The sequence below is a fragment of the Alteromonas sp. KUL49 genome (assembly GCF_006538345.1).
Lineage (GTDB): Bacteria > Pseudomonadota > Gammaproteobacteria > Enterobacterales > Alteromonadaceae > Alteromonas.
Map to the genome: position 1 here is coordinate 156,086 of NZ_BJKL01000001.1, position 16,932 is coordinate 173,017.

18 protein-coding genes are annotated in these 16,932 nt (G+C 45.6%); 8 read left to right on the top strand and 10 right to left on the bottom strand.

What is annotated here, in order from left to right; translation table 11 throughout:
• Positions 1-564, bottom strand: a complete 564-nt coding sequence (nudE, locus tag EYS00_RS00745) for an ADP compounds hydrolase NudE (RefSeq protein ID WP_130634671.1) — start codon at positions 562-564, stop codon at positions 1-3.
• 67 nt (positions 565-631) lie between these two features.
• Here nudE and yrfG point away from each other — a divergent pair, with 67 nt between their 5' ends.
• The 8 genes from yrfG (at position 632) to EYS00_RS00785 (ending at position 10,219) form a co-directional block, all read left to right on the top strand.
• On the top strand, positions 632-1,321 hold the full coding sequence (gene yrfG, locus EYS00_RS00750; protein WP_130634672.1) for a GMP/IMP nucleotidase: 690 nt from the start codon (positions 632-634) through the stop codon (positions 1,319-1,321).
• Positions 1,318-1,860: an inosine/xanthosine triphosphatase gene (gene yjjX, locus EYS00_RS00755; RefSeq protein ID WP_130634673.1), complete on the top strand. Its 543-nt coding sequence runs from the start codon at positions 1,318-1,320 to the stop codon at positions 1,858-1,860. Before yrfG ends, yjjX begins: the two co-directional genes overlap by 4 nt.
• Before the next feature lie 84 nt (positions 1,861-1,944).
• Entirely contained in the window at positions 1,945-2,814 is an 870-nt protein-coding gene (locus EYS00_RS00760) for a sterol desaturase family protein (RefSeq protein WP_130634674.1), read from the top strand.
• Between the two features lie 271 nt (positions 2,815-3,085).
• Positions 3,086-4,342: an efflux RND transporter periplasmic adaptor subunit gene (locus EYS00_RS00765; protein ID WP_165399275.1), complete on the top strand. Its 1,257-nt coding sequence runs from the start codon at positions 3,086-3,088 to the stop codon at positions 4,340-4,342.
• Between the two features lie 22 nt (positions 4,343-4,364).
• On the top strand, positions 4,365-5,084 hold the full coding sequence (locus EYS00_RS00770; RefSeq protein ID WP_130634676.1) for an ABC transporter ATP-binding protein: 720 nt from the start codon (positions 4,365-4,367) through the stop codon (positions 5,082-5,084).
• A 9-nt stretch (positions 5,085-5,093) separates the two neighbouring features.
• Positions 5,094-7,484, top strand: coding sequence for an ABC transporter permease (locus EYS00_RS00775; protein ID WP_130634677.1), 2,391 nt, complete (start codon positions 5,094-5,096; stop codon positions 7,482-7,484).
• Between the two features lie 25 nt (positions 7,485-7,509).
• On the top strand, positions 7,510-8,856 hold the full coding sequence (locus tag EYS00_RS00780) for a sigma-54 dependent transcriptional regulator (RefSeq protein ID WP_242618594.1): 1,347 nt from the start codon (positions 7,510-7,512) through the stop codon (positions 8,854-8,856).
• An 82-nt stretch (positions 8,857-8,938) separates the two neighbouring features.
• Positions 8,939-10,219, top strand: coding sequence for a PAS domain-containing sensor histidine kinase (locus EYS00_RS00785; protein WP_130634678.1), 1,281 nt, complete (start codon positions 8,939-8,941; stop codon positions 10,217-10,219).
• Here EYS00_RS00785 and EYS00_RS00790 read toward each other — a convergent pair.
• From EYS00_RS00790 to gspF, 9 genes are read right to left on the bottom strand one after another with little or no spacing between them, the layout of a single operon-like run.
• Positions 10,206-10,961 carry a type II secretion system protein N gene (locus tag EYS00_RS00790; protein ID WP_130634679.1) on the bottom strand — a complete coding sequence of 252 codons (756 nt, stop codon included), beginning with the start codon at positions 10,959-10,961 and terminating at the stop codon, positions 10,206-10,208. The genes EYS00_RS00785 and EYS00_RS00790 overlap by 14 nt on opposite strands.
• Entirely contained in the window at positions 10,958-11,437 is a 480-nt protein-coding gene (gene gspM / locus EYS00_RS00795) for a type II secretion system protein GspM (protein WP_130634680.1), read from the bottom strand. The genes EYS00_RS00790 and gspM overlap by 4 nt, the downstream gene beginning before the upstream one ends.
• Positions 11,434-12,633 carry a type II secretion system protein GspL gene (gspL, locus tag EYS00_RS00800; RefSeq protein WP_130634681.1) on the bottom strand — a complete coding sequence of 400 codons (1,200 nt, stop codon included), beginning with the start codon at positions 12,631-12,633 and terminating at the stop codon, positions 11,434-11,436. The genes gspM and gspL overlap by 4 nt, the downstream gene beginning before the upstream one ends.
• Entirely contained in the window at positions 12,633-13,631 is a 999-nt protein-coding gene (gene gspK / locus EYS00_RS00805; protein WP_130634682.1) for a type II secretion system minor pseudopilin GspK, read from the bottom strand. The genes gspL and gspK overlap by 1 nt, the downstream gene beginning before the upstream one ends.
• Positions 13,631-14,251 (bottom strand): type II secretion system minor pseudopilin GspJ, encoded by a 621-nt coding sequence (gene gspJ, locus EYS00_RS00810; RefSeq protein WP_130634683.1) that lies wholly within the window; start codon positions 14,249-14,251, stop codon positions 13,631-13,633. The genes gspK and gspJ overlap by 1 nt, the downstream gene beginning before the upstream one ends.
• The gene (gene gspI / locus EYS00_RS00815) at positions 14,251-14,631 is read right to left on the bottom strand and encodes a type II secretion system minor pseudopilin GspI (protein WP_258312975.1); all 381 of its coding nucleotides are present in this window, start codon (positions 14,629-14,631) and stop codon (positions 14,251-14,253) included. Before gspI ends, gspJ begins: the two co-directional genes overlap by 1 nt.
• Entirely contained in the window at positions 14,621-15,256 is a 636-nt protein-coding gene (gspH, locus tag EYS00_RS00820) for a type II secretion system minor pseudopilin GspH (protein WP_130634685.1), read from the bottom strand. Before gspH ends, gspI begins: the two co-directional genes overlap by 11 nt.
• Positions 15,257-15,264: 8 nt before the next feature.
• Positions 15,265-15,702: a type II secretion system major pseudopilin GspG gene (gspG, locus tag EYS00_RS00825; protein WP_130634686.1), complete on the bottom strand. Its 438-nt coding sequence runs from the start codon at positions 15,700-15,702 to the stop codon at positions 15,265-15,267.
• A complete protein-coding gene (gene gspF, locus EYS00_RS00830; RefSeq protein ID WP_130634687.1) occupies positions 15,702-16,931 on the bottom strand; it encodes a type II secretion system inner membrane protein GspF in 1,230 nt (409 codons plus the stop codon). Before gspF ends, gspG begins: the two co-directional genes overlap by 1 nt.
• Position 16,932 lies beyond the last annotated feature (1 nt).

Below are 16,932 nucleotides of genomic sequence, written 5' to 3' on the forward strand. Positions count from 1 at the left end.
TTATTGCTCCTTAAACCACTTTTGAGCGAGTAACAGCGCGGCAATACTGCGAGCTTCTATAAAATCATCTCTTGCAAGTAAAGCATCAACTTCACTAAGAGGCCAATGTATGACCTCTAGTGGCTCAGGCTCATCCCCTTCTAATTGCTGAGGGTAGAGATCTTGAGCGATGACAATAGTCATTGATGCGTTAAAAAACGTCGGTGCCATACTGACTTTGTGGAGCTCAGATAACGAACGTGCGGCAAATCCCGCTTCTTCTTGGAGTTCTCGGTTCGCAGCTTCCAACGCAGTTTCACCGGCGTCGATGAGCCCCTTGGGAAAGCCCAATTGATATGAATGTGTGCCAGCGGCATATTCGCGAATGAGTATGAGTGTTTCAGGGTCGTACATGGGAACTATCATTACGGCACCGCGATGGTTACCTGTCATTCGTTCGAATTGGCGGGTGGCGCCATTAGAAAATTCGAGATCAACACTTTCAACAGCGAACAGTCGGCTTTTAGCAACCACTTCGCGGCTGTGAATTTGAGGCAACGGTTTATTCGGGTCGATTTTTCCCATGTGCTTGGCTACAACTTTGTTATCATATCCTACTGTAACTAGCTTACTTCATTATGAGGAAAATCGCTTGCCCTTTCTGCCATGGAACGAAATAGACACAGTGTTGTTAGATATGGACGGCACATTGTTAGATTTGCACTATGACAATCAGTTCTGGATGCATTACTTACCTAAAAAGGTCGCTGAGAAAAAAGGCATTCCTGAAGATGAATGCCGCGAGCAGATGATGGAACACTACGACAGCGTGAGTGGACAAATTCAATGGTATTGTTTGGATTATTGGGCCGAGACATTAGCGCTAGATATTATGCCCTTAAAGCGTGAATTAGCTCATCTTATCGAGTTGAGACCCGACACCATTCCTTTTTTACACGCGTTGCATGCATCCGGTAGGCAGGTTGTATTGGTGACTAACGCTCATCCGGGTAGCCTGTCACTGAAAGTAGAATATACCCAGCTCGATGAACATATTGACACACTGATTTCTACCCATGAATTTGGCGTGACCAAAGAATCTCAATTGTTGTGGCAAAAGCTACATGGTCGACTGAACTTTGACCCTGAGCGCACTTTGTTTGTCGATGACTCCTTGCCCATCTTAGGCGCGGCAAAGCAATTCGGTATTAAACACTTGTTGGCAGTGGATAACCCTGACAGCAAATTGCCTCACAGAAATATTACGGATTATCCAGCGGTTACCGACTATTCCGTCTTTCTTGAAGATATAAAAGCAAATCCTGTGGAGCCAAAAGCATGACTTCTGCTATTTATGTGGGGTCGCAAAACCCCGTTAAAATTGATGCGGCACTCAATACATTGAATGATGTGCTTGAGGCAGATTTTCAAGCAGTGGGTTTGGCAGTGCCTAGCGGTGTTGCTGATCAACCCATGACAGAAGAAGAAACACGTCAAGGCGCTATCAACCGTGTTGAGGCGTGTTTAATTGCTCACGACGGTGGCGTGAATAACGCATGGTATGTGGCCATTGAAGGTGGAGTGGACGTGTTTGAAGACGGCCCCGCCACTTTTGCCTATGTGGTAATTTATAACAATGGCCGCTGGTCGGTAGGGCGTAGCGCAAACTTGCCCTTACCGGTGAGTGTGTACCAAGCCCTTCAACAAGGGGAAGAGTTGGGCACTGTAATGGACGCGTTGTTCAATACCCATAATATTAAACAGCAAGGTGGTGCAATTGGTTTGCTGACGCATCACCACGTTACCCGCCAAAGCGTTTACGAAGTGGCGTTATCGCTGGCTATGGCTAAGTTTCACTTTCCTGATCTTTATAGTGATTAGTGGGACGGTAGTCTCTTAGTAGTGGAAGCAAACTATTACTTGCGAATACAGTTGTCATATAGCAATTCAGGCTAAGGACTAGTGATGAGCACTTACCATAACGCTTTAGGAACATTTGAGTGGTTATTGCGGGAAATTATCTATTGGGCATTGCAGCCTGGTTTGATAGCTATGTCTTTGTATTTGGCGCACACCAATGCATCATTAGATACACATTCATTGTTTATTCTTTTGGCATTTTGCACTATCACTTTGCTGGAAGTGCTGTTACCTGGAAGGTCCGAATGGCGGAAAAATGCAGGTGAGAGTATTAAGCTTCTGGGCTTTGTGCTTGTCGCCGGTAGTGCATATGTCGCTGTTGAAACACTGTATGCAGTTTCTTTGTTTCAATGGTTGACTGACTTAAGCCATGCTTGGCAATTGGATTTTTGGCCTTCTGAATGGCCAGTACTAGCTCAAGTTTTGCTTATTTTTGTGGCGTATGAGTTCGTTAATTATTGGTATCACAGGGCGACCCATCGCTGGGCATGGTTTTGGAAATTGTCTGGCCATGGCACTCACCATGCCTTTAAAAAGTTAACTGGGCTCAATGCCATTGCTAATCACCCCATAGAAGCATTCTTTCTTATTCTACCTCGCGCTATCGTGGGTTTTTTGTTTGGAGGAGAAGCCGTTGGCGCAGGGATAGTCTCGCTAACCACTGTTACTGCAATACTGGCGCATAGCAATCTTCACCTCAATTCAGCAGTGATTGGATGGTTTTTTACAACCAACCGATATCATATTCACCATCATTCACAAGTCGTGAGTGAAAGTAATACTAATTTTGGCTGTATGTGCATTATCTGGGATCGAATTTTTGGGACCTTTCAAGATGCTAGCACGCAAGACACGGGAATTAGTGATACACAACCCAGTTATAAAACACTATTGATGATGCCGTTTAAATGGTGATACGCGCTCATTTGAACCTTTATACTCAATCATCATTCTAGTTCTTCACCATACGTCTCATTTTCGTATAAAGCCCCACACATTCATACTGTCCGATATCGCAGAGGTCATTTTTGATATCGGACACTCTACGATCTATTAAACCCTACATATTAACTTGGAAATGTATTTTTTGTTATATTTTTCATATGGTTATGAAATTAAAGTGCTGTTGGCACAGTCTTAGCAAAGTTAGGTTAACTCAACCATGTATACCTCATTGGAGAAACAAATGGATGTTCCAGTTAACCAAACAAAGCGGCATTTTAAAAAGCCAAATGTAAAACTCGGCGCAGTGGTATTGGTATTAATAGCGTTGGCATTTCTATCTAGTCGCTATTTACAATCTGCTGCCCCAACGGTGAATCAAAGTGATATTTGGATCAGCAGCGTTAAGCAAGGTAACTTTACGCGTAAAGTCAGAGGCGTTGGTGTATTAGCCCCTTCACAAATTCGTTGGATTGCGGCAAACAGTGCAGGTCGTGTAGAAAGAGTACTTGTTAAACCCGGCGCCTTGGTAACAACCGAAACGGTAATTGCTGAGCTATCTAATCCAGATTTACGCAACAGATTGCAACAAGCCCGTTGGGAGTTGGATGCAGCAGAGGCTAACTTACTTGCATTAGAAGCACAATTTGAAGAAGAAGCACTCGAACAAGAGTTGCGCGTCACACAAGCCCGCATGGCCTTGGCGTCGGCGAAGCTAAAAGAAAAGGCAGAAAAGCCGCTTGCGGAGAAGAACATCATCTCAGAGTTGGATTTTGCCAATACTCAACTGCATACAGAGCAAGCGGAAGCTGAGCTAGCGATACGCTTACAAACACAAAATCGCAGAACCCAAGTGGTAGAAGCAAGGCTGTTGGCAGAACAAGCCAACGTGCGCAAATACAGAAACATGGTAAAACTGTACGACGACCAACTTGCTGCGTTAACCATTAAATCTGATATTGATGGCGTGCTACAGCAAGTTTCTGTAGACGTTGGCCAACGAGTGGAAGTGGGTGGAAATATCGCTCGTGTTGCCCGCCCCGATTCATTGATGGCTGAATTGCAGATTCAGGAAAATCGTGTGCAGGACCTACAGTTAGGCCTTCCTGTTACCTTAGATACACGCAATGGGTTGGTTGATGGCATTGTAAAACGCATCGATCCCCGAGTGTCCAACGGAAACGTTCAAGTTGACGTAGAAATTACGGGAGAATTACCCAGTGGTGCTCGCCCTGACTTAAGTGTTACTGGCACCATAGTGGTCGAAAGAATTGAAGATACCTTATACATCGACAGGCCCGCAGGTGCAGCGGCGCTGTCTGATACTCGCCTGTTTACGTTAACCGATGATATTGGCCTAGCAGAGCTACGCAATATTAAACTGGGCAAAGCATCTGTTTCGTCAATACAAGTGATTGCGGGTCTGCAACCTGGTGATACTGTTATCGTGTCGGATATGACAGAATTTAATCAACACAAAGCCATCAAAATTGTTCAATAAACAACGTTTTACGGAGAATACTATGACAACTTCAAAGCCTATTATTTCACTGCAAAACGTGAGCAAAATATTTCGCACCGACGAGATCGAAACCCACGCTTTGTCTCAGATTAACTTTGATATTCAACAGGGAGAGTTCTTATCTATCTCTGGTCCGTCGGGGTGCGGAAAGTCTACCTTACTCTCTATTCTTGGCTTACTAGATGTGCCAAGTGAGGGGAGCTATTTAATTAACGGTAGCCCAACAGAGAATCTTAACTTAGATCAACGAGCACAACTTCGCTGTAAGTCTATTGGTTTTGTATTTCAGGCATTCAATCTAATCGGCGACTTAAGTGTATTTGAAAATGTTGAACTACCGCTGACTTACCGCGATGACATGAGCAAAGCTGAACGTAAAGTCAAAGTAGCATTGGCCTTAGAAAAGGTAGGAATGGATCACCGCAAACGGCACTTCCCCGGTCAACTTTCTGGTGGTCAGCAGCAACGTGTTGCCGTAGCTAGAGCTTTAGTGTGCGAACCAACATTGCTTTTGGCCGATGAGCCAACCGGTAACTTAGATTCCAAAAATGGTGAAGCAGTTATCCAGCTATTAGGTGAACTAAACCAGCAAGGCACCACCATTTGTATGGTTACCCATGACTCTCGCTATAACGACTTAGCGCAGCGTGTTGTGCAACTGTTTGACGGCAAAATGGTCGACGAGCAAGTGCCTATTCATCCCATGGCTGCAAATCAGTAGGAGGCGAAAATGGACCGTTTATTTGATGACATAAAATATGGCTTTCGCAACTTACGTGCGAATACCACTTTCTCCTTTATCGCTATTGTCACCCTCGCGTTAGGTATTGGAGTGACTACCGCCATGTTTACGCTGGTGAATAGCGTGCTGTTAAAGCCGTTACCTTTCCCAAACTCTCATGAATTGGTGCATATGACGCTGGAAAACCGAAAGACGGGTGAGCTCAGCACTAATACGCGTATCGGCTTTGTTGAACGCATGGAAGACTTGGAAGTACCCGTTAAGGAAATTGCGTATTACGCGTACGATCAAGTCACATTGGGTAAAGGTGACATTCAAGTGCCTTTCACTATGTTGATTACCAGCCAAAACTTCTTGTCTATGTACGGTGTTAAGCCTGCACTCGGGCGTTGGTATGAAGAACGAGACATTAACACTCAATCAATTGTGATCAGTCATGATATATGGCAGAACGAATTTGCTGGTGACCCTCAAATTTTGTCGAGAGACATCAAACTAAACAACAAAGAATTTACCGTGCTTGGTGTTATGCCATCGAACTATTCTTCGACAGGGTTTACCTCTGTAGATTTCTGGTTACCCATTAACGAGCTCGATCGCCCCGTCAATATTGTCGCTCGGTTGAAAGATGGCCTAGATGTCAATCAAGCCAAAATACAGTCCACCGCAATAGAGCGTTTACTCGATGAACTTATTGGCGAAAGCGACAGTGTTTGGGAAATCAAATACACCTCTGTTTTAGACAGCATGGTAGGTGATTCAAAGCAGTCTCTTTACCTACTGTTGGGATCTGTTTTCGCGGTATTTATGATTGCAGTGCTCAATGTGGTGAATCTTACGTTTGCCCAGTACGCCAATAGAACTCAGGAGCTTGCGGTGCGTATATCGGTTGGTGCGTCGCGTAAAAGGTTACTCAAACAACTCCTCACAGAGAGTGCCTTGCTTTGTACCATTGGTGGTGTAGTTGGTTTGTTGTTGGCAGCGTGGTCTTTAGAATGGATCCGCGATTTTATGGGCGATAGGTTACCCCGCTTGCATGAAATCGGTTTAGATCAAAGTGCGGTGTTAGCGGCATTAGCGTTGATCAGTATTTCCGCTATCGCTACCGCCCTAATTCCTGCGTATTCACTCGTAAACCCCAATAAACTGACTGATGCCATTAAGCAAGCGGGTAGAAAAATGACAGGTGACAAAAACAGTCAGAAAGTCAGACGTTTGCTGGTGTCTAGTGAAGTGTGTGTAGCCGTTGTATTGCTTGTGTGCGCTGGCTTATTAATGCGAAGCTATTTTTCATTGGCGGATCAAGACACAGGTTTCAATGCTAAAAACATAGTGACGGGTCATATTTGGCTACCTGATAATTTTACGCCTCAACCCAATCGCGCGGGCTATTGGTTAAATCTGGTAGATGCTCTTGAAAACAAACCCGGTGTCACCGCTGTTGCCGCTACATCTACGATGCCTATGGGCCGGACAGGTATCGATTATCCTGTAAACTATTCTTACCCAGGCGCTCCGCTTGTCCCTAAAGGTGAAGAACCATCGGCCAATGGTCGCTCCATTACACCAGGGTACTTTTCGTTGCTAGAAGTCCCGTTAATCGAAGGTCGAGAATTTGATTACCGAGATACCAAAGACAGCCCAAATGCAGTGGTAATCAACGAGTATTTAGCAAATACCATATGGCCAAACGGGTCGGCGATAGGCAATACCTTAAGTTTGCCTGTATGGATGGGAGGCGACTATACCGTTGTTGGCGTTGTAGGTAATGTAAAACATCGTGGGCTACGATCTGTGCCAACACCTGAATTTTTCTTACCCGTTACAAAACGCGCTTACGCAGGTATGACTATTTTGGTTAAGAGCAGCATGGATGCTGGCGCAGTAAAAAATCAAATGTTCACTACTTCAGTAGAAATGGAAGCAACTGCACCTATGATATTGCTGGAAACCATGGAAGATTTGACCGCTTATTCGATTGTAAGTGAGAAGCTACTACTGACGGTGTTGGGCATATTTGCAGGAGTTGCATTGTTGCTGGCAAGTATTGGCGTGTACGGCATTAGCGACAATATGGTTACCCAACGTACCAATGAAATTGGTATTCGTATGGCGATAGGTGCTCGCCCCAATGCAATACGACGCTGGATTGTAATCGACACGTCTAAACCAGTGATTATTGGTGCTTTGTTTGGCGTAGTGATAGCCTTCATCAGTGCACAGTTTTTAGCTAGCGTGCTGTTTGGGGTTAATGCACTAGACCCAATGACGTTTGCATCTGTGCCAGTGGTATTGATGGTGGTGGGAATAGTGGCTACTTGGTTACCTGCCAGACGGGCTACTCGAATACATCCACAACAAGCATTGCATTACGAATAAAAGCGCTACAACAAGGAAAAGCTTTATGTCTGGATATCGAATACTCGTTGCTGACGACCAGTCTCACATTCGTGAATCCTTGTCGCTCATGCTAGAGCCGGAAGGCTACGACATTGTCGAGGCCGCTAGCCCAGCGGCTGTGGCAAGCGCGTTGAGTAGCGACAGTTTCGATCTCATTCTCATGGACATGAACTACAGCAAAGATACCACCTCAGGTGAAGAGGGTATTGAGCTCATTAAACACATTAGGCAGCACGACAAAGCGCTGCCCATTGTGGTTATGACTGCGTGGGCCAATGTAGAGCTGAGTGTGAATGCGCTCAAGTTAGGGGCCAACGACTTTATCGAAAAGCCGTGGAACAATGCTCGGCTGTTGTCTTTGCTGAACAACCAAATCAATCTGGCGCAGGAAAAACAAGCGAATAAAAGGTTAAGTGAAGCAGCTAAGCAAGACAGCGCTATCGACTCTGTTATTGCCAATGCACCTAGTATGCAACCAGTCATACAGCTTATTGAGCGTACTGCCGCCAGTGATGCAAACATACTGTTAACGGGCGAGAGCGGAGTAGGAAAAAGTCTGTTCGCTGGTTTAATTCACAATCTCAGTACACGCAGTAAAGCACCTATGGTGAGTGTAAATATGGGAGCTCTTTCTGATACGCTATTTGAGAGTGAGTTGTTTGGCCATCAAAAAGGCGCGTTTACTGATGCTAAAGCTAATCGAATGGGGCGTTTCGAGATGGCTGACAAAGGCACACTGTTTCTCGATGAAATCGCCAATATCCCCAAAGGATTGCAAGGCAAGCTATTGCGAGTGCTTGAATCTGGCGAATACGAGCCGTTGGGCTCGTCAAAAACCAAACATGCCAATGTCAGAATTGTGTCTGCCAGCAATGTGGACTTTAAAGAAGAAATCGATGCGGGAAGGTTTCGACAAGACTTACTCTATCGACTCAATACCATCACGATTCATATCCCACCCCTGCGAAATCGCAAAGAAGATATCGTCGCTATTGCTGATTCATTCTTGTTTAAACTGAGAGCAAAATATCGCCGCCCCGATTTGATGTTTTCAGATGAAGCCAAGGCGGCGTTAGTTCAGCATGATTGGCCGGGAAATGTCCGTGAGTTATCTCATTGTGTTGAACGTGCTACCTTAATGGCTCTGGGTGACGAAATTACCACGCAAGATTTGGGTTTAATAGCGTCGTCTAACGACAATGATTTTATGCAAATGACCCTGGAAGAAGCCGAGAAAACTCTCATTAGTCATGCATTAGAGAGCAACGGTGGCAATATACTCGTCGCCGCTGAAAAACCTTGGTATTTCACGGGCCGCCCTGTATCGTCGATTAGAGAAATACGGCGATGACATACAAGTCGATGTAGAAGAGTAAACGACCATTTTCAACACTAAAGGCGACAAGCCACTCGAAACCACGATATTCCAATGGATGTGTGCCTTTGGCGCAGTGTTTTTGTTGGTCGTTGCCCTGCTGATGTGGCAAGCCAAGGTCAGTTGGTTGGTCTTCTTTACTGTTTATCCTGCGCTATTTTTGTTTTGGTTTTATGTGACTTTTCACATCAAGAATATGCTGTCTCGACATTTTTACAGCCTAGCTAACGTCATTGAGAGTTTGCGTTTAGGCGATTTCAGCATGCGTATTGCCCCCAAACATACAGACAGTGCATGGAGTGAGGTGTACCGAGAAATAAACCTACTCGCTGAAGGCCAACAAGAGCAAAAGCTACATGACGTAGAAACGGATATTCTACTCGACAAATTACTCGCAGAATTTGATGTCCCTGTGTTTGTGTTCGACCACAGCGCCATTCTTAAAAATTGTAATCAAAAAGGCAGTGACCTATTCGGTAAGGATAAATCTAGGTTGCTTGGACTGAATACCAAGCAACTGCAACTCGAACATTTACTTTCTCACAACTCCGGTGAAGTGATAGATCATTGGTTTCCAAATCAAGGTGGACGGTGGGAGCTTCGAAAAAACTATTTCATTCAGCAAGGGCAACGCTATTCAATCGTCCTGGTGAATGATTTGTCCCGTGCCCTGAGAGAGGAAGAGCGCAAAGCCTGGACTCGGCTTATCAGGGTTTTGGGTCACGAACTGAATAACTCGTTAGCGTCGTTAATTTCAGTGAGTCAGACGCTACTCACCCGTTTGAATGAAGAAAAAACCGAAAAGTGGCAAGCCAGTTTTGAAAAAGCGCTGAACTTGATTCATGAGCGTAGTGGCAGTTTGCTCCGTTTTACCGACGCATATACCAGATTGGCAAAGCTACCCCCACCAGATCGGAAACCCTTAGAGTTATTGAGCACATTTAAGCGCCTAACAACATTGGTGGAGGGACAATTTGATATTGCCAATGATGAGCCTTTTAGTCTAAATGCTGACCCTGATCAGCTAGAACAGTTACTTATCAATTTAATGAAAAACGCGGTGGAAGCCTCAAGCCCACAAGCCCCAGTGACTCTGCAGTGGCAAAGCTATCAACAAGGGGTGCGCATTCGCATTATTGATAGTGGCATGGGATTGCCTAAGTCAGATAATTTGTTTGTACCGTTTTACACCACTAAAGAGCACGGCAATGGTATTGGTTTGTTTTTGTGCCGCCAAATTGCCGAAGCTCACGACGGCACAATTCAATTGCTCAATCGTTCAGATGAATCAGGCTGTATAGCAGAATGCTGGCTACCCCAAGCGACTAGAGCTGAATAGGGTAGTAACCTGAATTGTCTGGCTGACCGAAGAATCCAGCTGCTTGGTGAACTTCCGCAGGCAAGCTCTCATCTGGCTTAAATTTGCCGGATACTTGCACGCCTTTGAAGTCTGGACGAACCACGGCATCCATAGATAAGCCCAATAAGTTTGGTTCGCTTACGGTTACACCAATGCTGTCACCCTGGCATCGAAGCGTTGCTGAGTAAGTGCCAAAATCGATAGGGCCTTGTGTACCTGCGACAGTGGCGTTTAACCAGTCGCCTTTACCTTGTAACGCCACACATGTTGGGCCATAAGACAAGGTATCGAGCTCTACTTTAAAGCGGCCGCCAGCATATACAGGCAGTGGAAGCTGCACTTTAGCAAGCACGCGATCCACAGGTAAATACAACACAAAGTCTTCTGTATTGATCTGTTCTGGATTAAACAGGCTCAGTGATACTGGACCTGTAAAGGCAATAGCGCCAGCATCACGTAGATTACCACCTTTAACCTCAGCACTTAGATTTCCGATAAGAAGAGATAACGCACTTATATCCCAAGTGATGTTATTGATTGGTAGGCCATCAACCATAAGCGTTTGAGCGCTGCCTTGCCAAATGGTCCCTGATACGCCACTAACGGATACATTTTTGGGCAACGCGACTCTACCAATCACTTGTATGGCAGGAAGTGTGGCTACTGCAAAAACGATAAAAGCGAATAGGCCGCCTAAAATCCAACGAATATTTACTTTCATGCTTTTCCTAGCTGTAGTCGGCGAATCTTAATATGCCCGGCGGTGTCGGTTTCGGCAATATCTGCTTGCAGGATAACAATACCCATTTTTTCAAGTGATTGAAGCCAACCCAGCACGCTATCAAAAGGGGCTTGGTCTACCCATACTTGAAGCTCGTTACCCTGAGGCTGCATTCTTGATACCGCAATATCAAACTGGCCAGTAGTGCGATTGACGGCTTGAGACAGTGAGCCTGAAAATGCTCGCGTATTCGATGAACTACGTCGCAGTTGATTAGCTCTAGTTGCACTTTCGCTTACCCAAGTAAGTAGTTCTTGTTGGCTAGCTTTAAGTGTTTGTTGTTGATCTACAGCACTATTCAAAGGCTGCCAAATAGCGAAGTAAAACAAAGCGACAACGCTTAATGCCGCGCTTATTTTAACGAGTAGTTGCTCTCGTGCGGTCAGCGCATTGAATTTGTTGATAAGCTCTTTCACGATGCGCTCCTAATGGATACTGTGCCAACAACGACGTCGTCACGATTATTAAAGGCCCCTTGCTCAACTTCAAACCCCACATCTCTTACGCGATTGCTAAATTGCTCAAGCGCATCAAATGACCTACCTACGGCTTGGAGCCTAATTTCAGTGCGTGAAGCGTCAAAGCGCAGTGTTTGCGGCTTTACGTTGGTTGCTTCAAATGCGCCTGAAATTTGATCTAGCATTAACAACATAGAGGCTTGTGAGCCACCTTGTTGCAATTTATCTAACTCTGATTGCACCTTAAGCCTTACATTGCGATACACGCCAATACGAGGGAACCCCGCTTTTACGGTTTTATCGATTTCTGCACTAAGAGCGGCATTTTCACTTTTCAATTGGTACAAGGTTACCGTCTTATCAATGAGTGACGAAGACAACGCAAGCACTGCCAATACCGCAGCAACACGCCACTGTACCCAAAGGTTTGAGCGTTGACGTTTGACCTTGTAATCCCCTTGGAACAGATTGAACTTGGTTGCCATGGCTTCTTTAGCCAGTAGGTGCATAGGCAACTCAAGGGGCGCGGCGGAAACTTCTGCGTTAGGAATGTCAGATAAGTCGCTATCTGAGAAATTAGCAATTTGTACGGTTTCTTCTTCTTGTGAGGCAAAGTGAGAAAGCATAGGTAGTAGCCACGCTGACTCTCCTTGCATTCCACCAAAGCTCTGTTGACGCACCAGCAAGTTGTCGCCCAACGTCATGACCGACCAACCTTTGTCATTGAGTGGTACAGCAAGCACATCTGGAATCAGCCTGTCACAAAATAGTCCAGCATCTGATAGCCATGATTGCCAAGCGGAGAGCTTTTCTTTGCTCACAACCGCCACTGCTTGCTGATCGCCTTCTTTGGGGCCTATAGCAAAAAATTGCTCGCTGATGTCGCTGGCCAGTTCGTCTTCTAGCATGAAAGGCAATGCGCTAATGACTTTACGACCAGCCCTAGGAGGAAGGGCTACCCACTTGAGTAATATCTCACTGCTCGGTGCCAGGGCAATAATAGGTCGCTGACCGGCCCGTTCTGCCAGAGTGGATAGTGCACTTGCATCAGGGAGTTCCCCAGAGGCTATGATTTCTTCTTCCGTGGAAGACCATACGAGCCAGTTGATGGGCGCATCATACTGTGCGCCAAGCCGGACCAATAATTGTTCCATTATTCTATCTCTCCAAACTCGCGTTTTAGAATACTCACCCCATCACCTTGTACTACGTGAAACACGGTAGATAGCTTAAAGGTGGACTTATTGTAGCGGGTCTTTGTATGCAAAATAAAATGTTCTGTAGTCACGCCGAACCACTCTTGTTGGGTATTCGACAAATTCAGTGCTTGAACGGCAGGGTCGGTTAAAAAATCCTGTACATCGTCCCAGCCATCTTGAGGTCTATTACCGATAAGTTGGCTGGCTTGGGAAACATCAAGCCCAGTAAGACCTGCCAATAGTGCCACTCTGTCTTCTGTAATGGTATTAACATTGACTTTGAGTACGTCGCTGTCTGGAATGACACACACCAATGGCAGTATCTCATTGATCCATGCTGCGCTAACACCGTTAATTTGTCTCAACTCACTTTGAGAAGCGAGTAAACCATTGGCCGCAAGATAGGGGTGAACTCTCGACTCATATTCACTGTCTTCTCCACCATAGGGACGCATATTGTCGTCTTCATCCACCCAATCCGCTAAGCTATCGCGTACGGTCTCTGCGGTATAACTATCTATCTCTTCGATATTGGCGGCAAGCAACATATCGTGAAACGCATCCATCGCCAGCGAGTTATCTCTATTGTTAGCAGGTGGCCCTTGTAAAATAGCGTTTAAATTAAAGCAACTTTGAAGGTCTTCTAACTCCGCTTGGATCCCACCGCCATCTAAAGGGTAAGCAAAGGTTTGAGCCCAAGGTTGATCAAGGGAAATCTTTTCACCTTCCTCTTCAATTAGGGTCTGAATTGACTTGCGCGCAAATGCCTCGGCCCCAAGGGCATACCAATAGGCTTGGTTGTTGTCTTTGATATTAATAGTACGCTGAACTTGTAACTGTAATCGTCCAGCCATCTCGGTGGCGAGTATGGATACCAGTGCAACAATCAACAGTACAATAATGAGAGCGACACCTTGCTGACGTTGCATTCCCGACGACATTTCGCGACGCATTAAGCACCCCCGCTCAATGTAAATTCGCGGCGCAGAAGGCCAAAGTCGATACTGTCAATTTCAATGGCTACTGCTTGAGGAAGCTTGTTGCCCTGATAGCGTTCAACCCAGCTACCATGGTCGTCTTCGGTAATCGTTTTGTCTGGCTCTACAAACTCAACTTCAAAGCCCTCTACGTTTTCTAGTAGTACTCTTACGGTGGGTTCGTGACCCACAACGTTATCCACATAGTTGCTGTGAAGGCGTTCTAAGCGGTTTTCTTTTAGTCGGTAAACTACGTACTGTAAGGTACTTCTTGGGAGCATGTGTTGAGGGTTGTGCCAACCACCACGAACAAAGCCAAGGCCATCCCCTTCACTTTCACGGCTCCCCACATCGCCTCCAGCCATGACCACTTCTTGTACTTCACCTTCCACTCGAATGGCCCGAGGTACTGCTTGCTGAATATCGCGCTCGATAATGAGCATCGCCCGTTGTAATTGTTGAAGTTTATCGAATCGCTCTTCTGATAGCGTATTGCTGTCGATTACCGTTGTCATCATGGCTGTCGATGCAACGCCTATCAGCGTAAAAATAGCCATGGCGATAAGAATTTCGAGTAAGGTGAATCCCTTCTGCATCAGTTGTCACCCGGCTGTGCCATGAAGGTCGTTACTGAGGTAACGCTGCCATTATAGTTGGCGTCGAGCCCCACAGTTATGGTGACTGCACGTAAATCATTGTCGTTAGTTTTAGTCACAGTTTGCTGCCAGTACCAGGTGCGATCAGCGAACTCTGCAGAACCCTTCACATTGTTCTTCGGCGGCCATGGGGTATAGAGTTGGAGTTGATTTAGACGGTTATTCGCCACCCAGCTTGCCATTGTTACGTCTTCGATTTGACCGACGCTGTTTAAGTGGTCACTTGCTGATTTGAGTATCGCGGTGCCAGCGAGTGCGAAAATGACGAGTGCAACCATAACCTCGATAAGCGTTAAGCCCTGTTGAGATTTATTCCCCACTGTAAAGATCCTCAAGCGGGCCTAACAACTCCAATGGAGGCGCGTCTTTGTTGATAAGTGCGAAGTACACAGGGAACTCTTGTACATCACCTTCAAACACGAAGTTCAAACTAAAAGGCGTGACCTCACCACTAGACATAATAAGAATTTGAGGGGGAGGAAGCTTTTTTTCCTCTTCGTTGCCTATTTCTACACCGTCTTCTGATACGCTCAGGGATTCATCAAATAGATCGCGGTCGAATAAGCGGTCTTCTACTTCCCAGGGTAAATCATCAATATTCAGTTCGAATGTAAATTGCTCAGGTAGCTCGTGTGGTTCAAAGATTTTCTCGCCACTGATGCGTTGCCATTCATTTTCTTCGTCTAACTGTACGAAGTAATAACTCGCATCTTTTTGCTCAAATCGAATACCTAATTGTTGTTGATTGAGCACAGCAAAATCACTCGCCATAGTCACAATGACTTGTAAACGTTTGGCTTGATTCTTGAGCAGGTCTGATTGACTGACGCCAAACGCGTTGTACATCACATAGCCCGCAGCAATACCAATAAGCAGCAACACCAGCATGATTTCAAGCAAGGTGAAGCCTCTTACTGATGAGTGTGTACGTTTGCTGCGGTACATGTTTGTGATTAGTTCAAGTAATCGTTAACGTTCCAAGTACCAATATCGTCGTCGGTACCCGGTTCAAAGTCTGGGCCATTAGAGAAAATATCGATAGCGCCTAGCTCTCCCGGGCTAATCAATGTATACGGATTTCCCCAAGGGTCTTCAGGTAAACGCTTGATAAAGCCTTCATCAGGATAGTTACGAGGAATAGGATCCAGTGTTGGGATGTTCACTAATGCGTCTAATCCTTGTTCGGTTGTTGGGAAGCGATTAGTGCGCAGTTTGTACATTTCAAGCGCGCCTTCGAGCCTAACAATATCTGTGGCCGCCGCTTTGATTTGCGCTTCTTTTTGATTGTCGAGTACTGCAGGAGCCACCATTGACGCAATAATGCCAATGATCACAATCACTACCATAATTTCAATTAGGCTGAAGCCAGAGTGTCTAGATAAGGTCTTCATTAGATATTTACCATACTATTTAGTGCCAGAATTGGCTGTAAAATCGCCATTACAATAAACATAACTATGCCTGCCATAGTCACAATCAGTAATGGTTCGAATACTTTCAAAGAGATACCTACCAAGGCTTCAAATTCTCGGTCTTGGTTGTCGGCGGCACGAGCCAGCATTTGTTGTAACTCTCCTGATTTTTCACCCGACGCTATCATATGCATCATCATAGGCGGAAAAATCTTAGTGTTATCAAGCGCAGCTCGTAAACTGCTCCCTTCTTTTACATTGACCGCAGCTTCGGCCACTTGTCTCTTAATATGTTGATTTTCGAGTACATCACTCGAGATTCGCATCGCCTCAAGTAAAGGAACAGCACTAGCGTTGAGAATACTCAAGGTACGGGCGAAGCGTGCGGTATTTAAGCCGCGAGACACTTTGCCAATAATAGGTAGCGACAACAGTAGCCGATGATACTTGAGCTTCATGTGCTTCTGCTGCAGTAATCGCTGAAACACTACCAAAAGTGCGGCGAGTATCATGAGTAGCAATAAACCGTTGTTCTGCAGCCAATTACTGATAGAAATAAGGAATTGAGTCAGGGTTGGTAGATCTTGACCCATGTGGTCAAACTGCCCAACAATTTTGGGTACCACTACGGTAAGTAGTAGAACCACAATACCCGTTGCAAAAAACAGCATTAACGACGGGTACACCATTGCTTGTATTATCTGGCTTCGGGTTTGCTGACGTCGCTCAGTGTAATCAGCTAAGCGCATGAGAACGGTATCTAAGTGCCCAGATTTTTCACCAGCGGCCACCATTGCTCGGTACAAGTCATCAAATACACTGGGGAATTCTGCCATCGCATCGGCTAGCCCGTGCCCTTCAACCACTTTACTGCGCACGGCCATCATCATATTTTTATGGCGTGGCTTTTCACTCTGCTCTGCAACAGCAAGCAAAGCTTCTTCTACAGGTAGTGCCGATTCTACTAGCGTAGCTAATTGGCGAGTGAGTAATGCTAAATCAGAAGCAGAGATACGAGGTTTGAATAACGTAAATCCAGAAGACTTTTTGCTACCTTCACTACTTCGCTCAGCGACCTGATTAACCTCTAATGGTATCAGGCCCTTCTCACGCAGTTGTTGGCGCACCTGGCGGGCATTGTCACCTTCAAGTACGCCATTAGTATTGCGACCGCGAGCATTTACGGCTTTATAAGCAAAGGCCGCCATA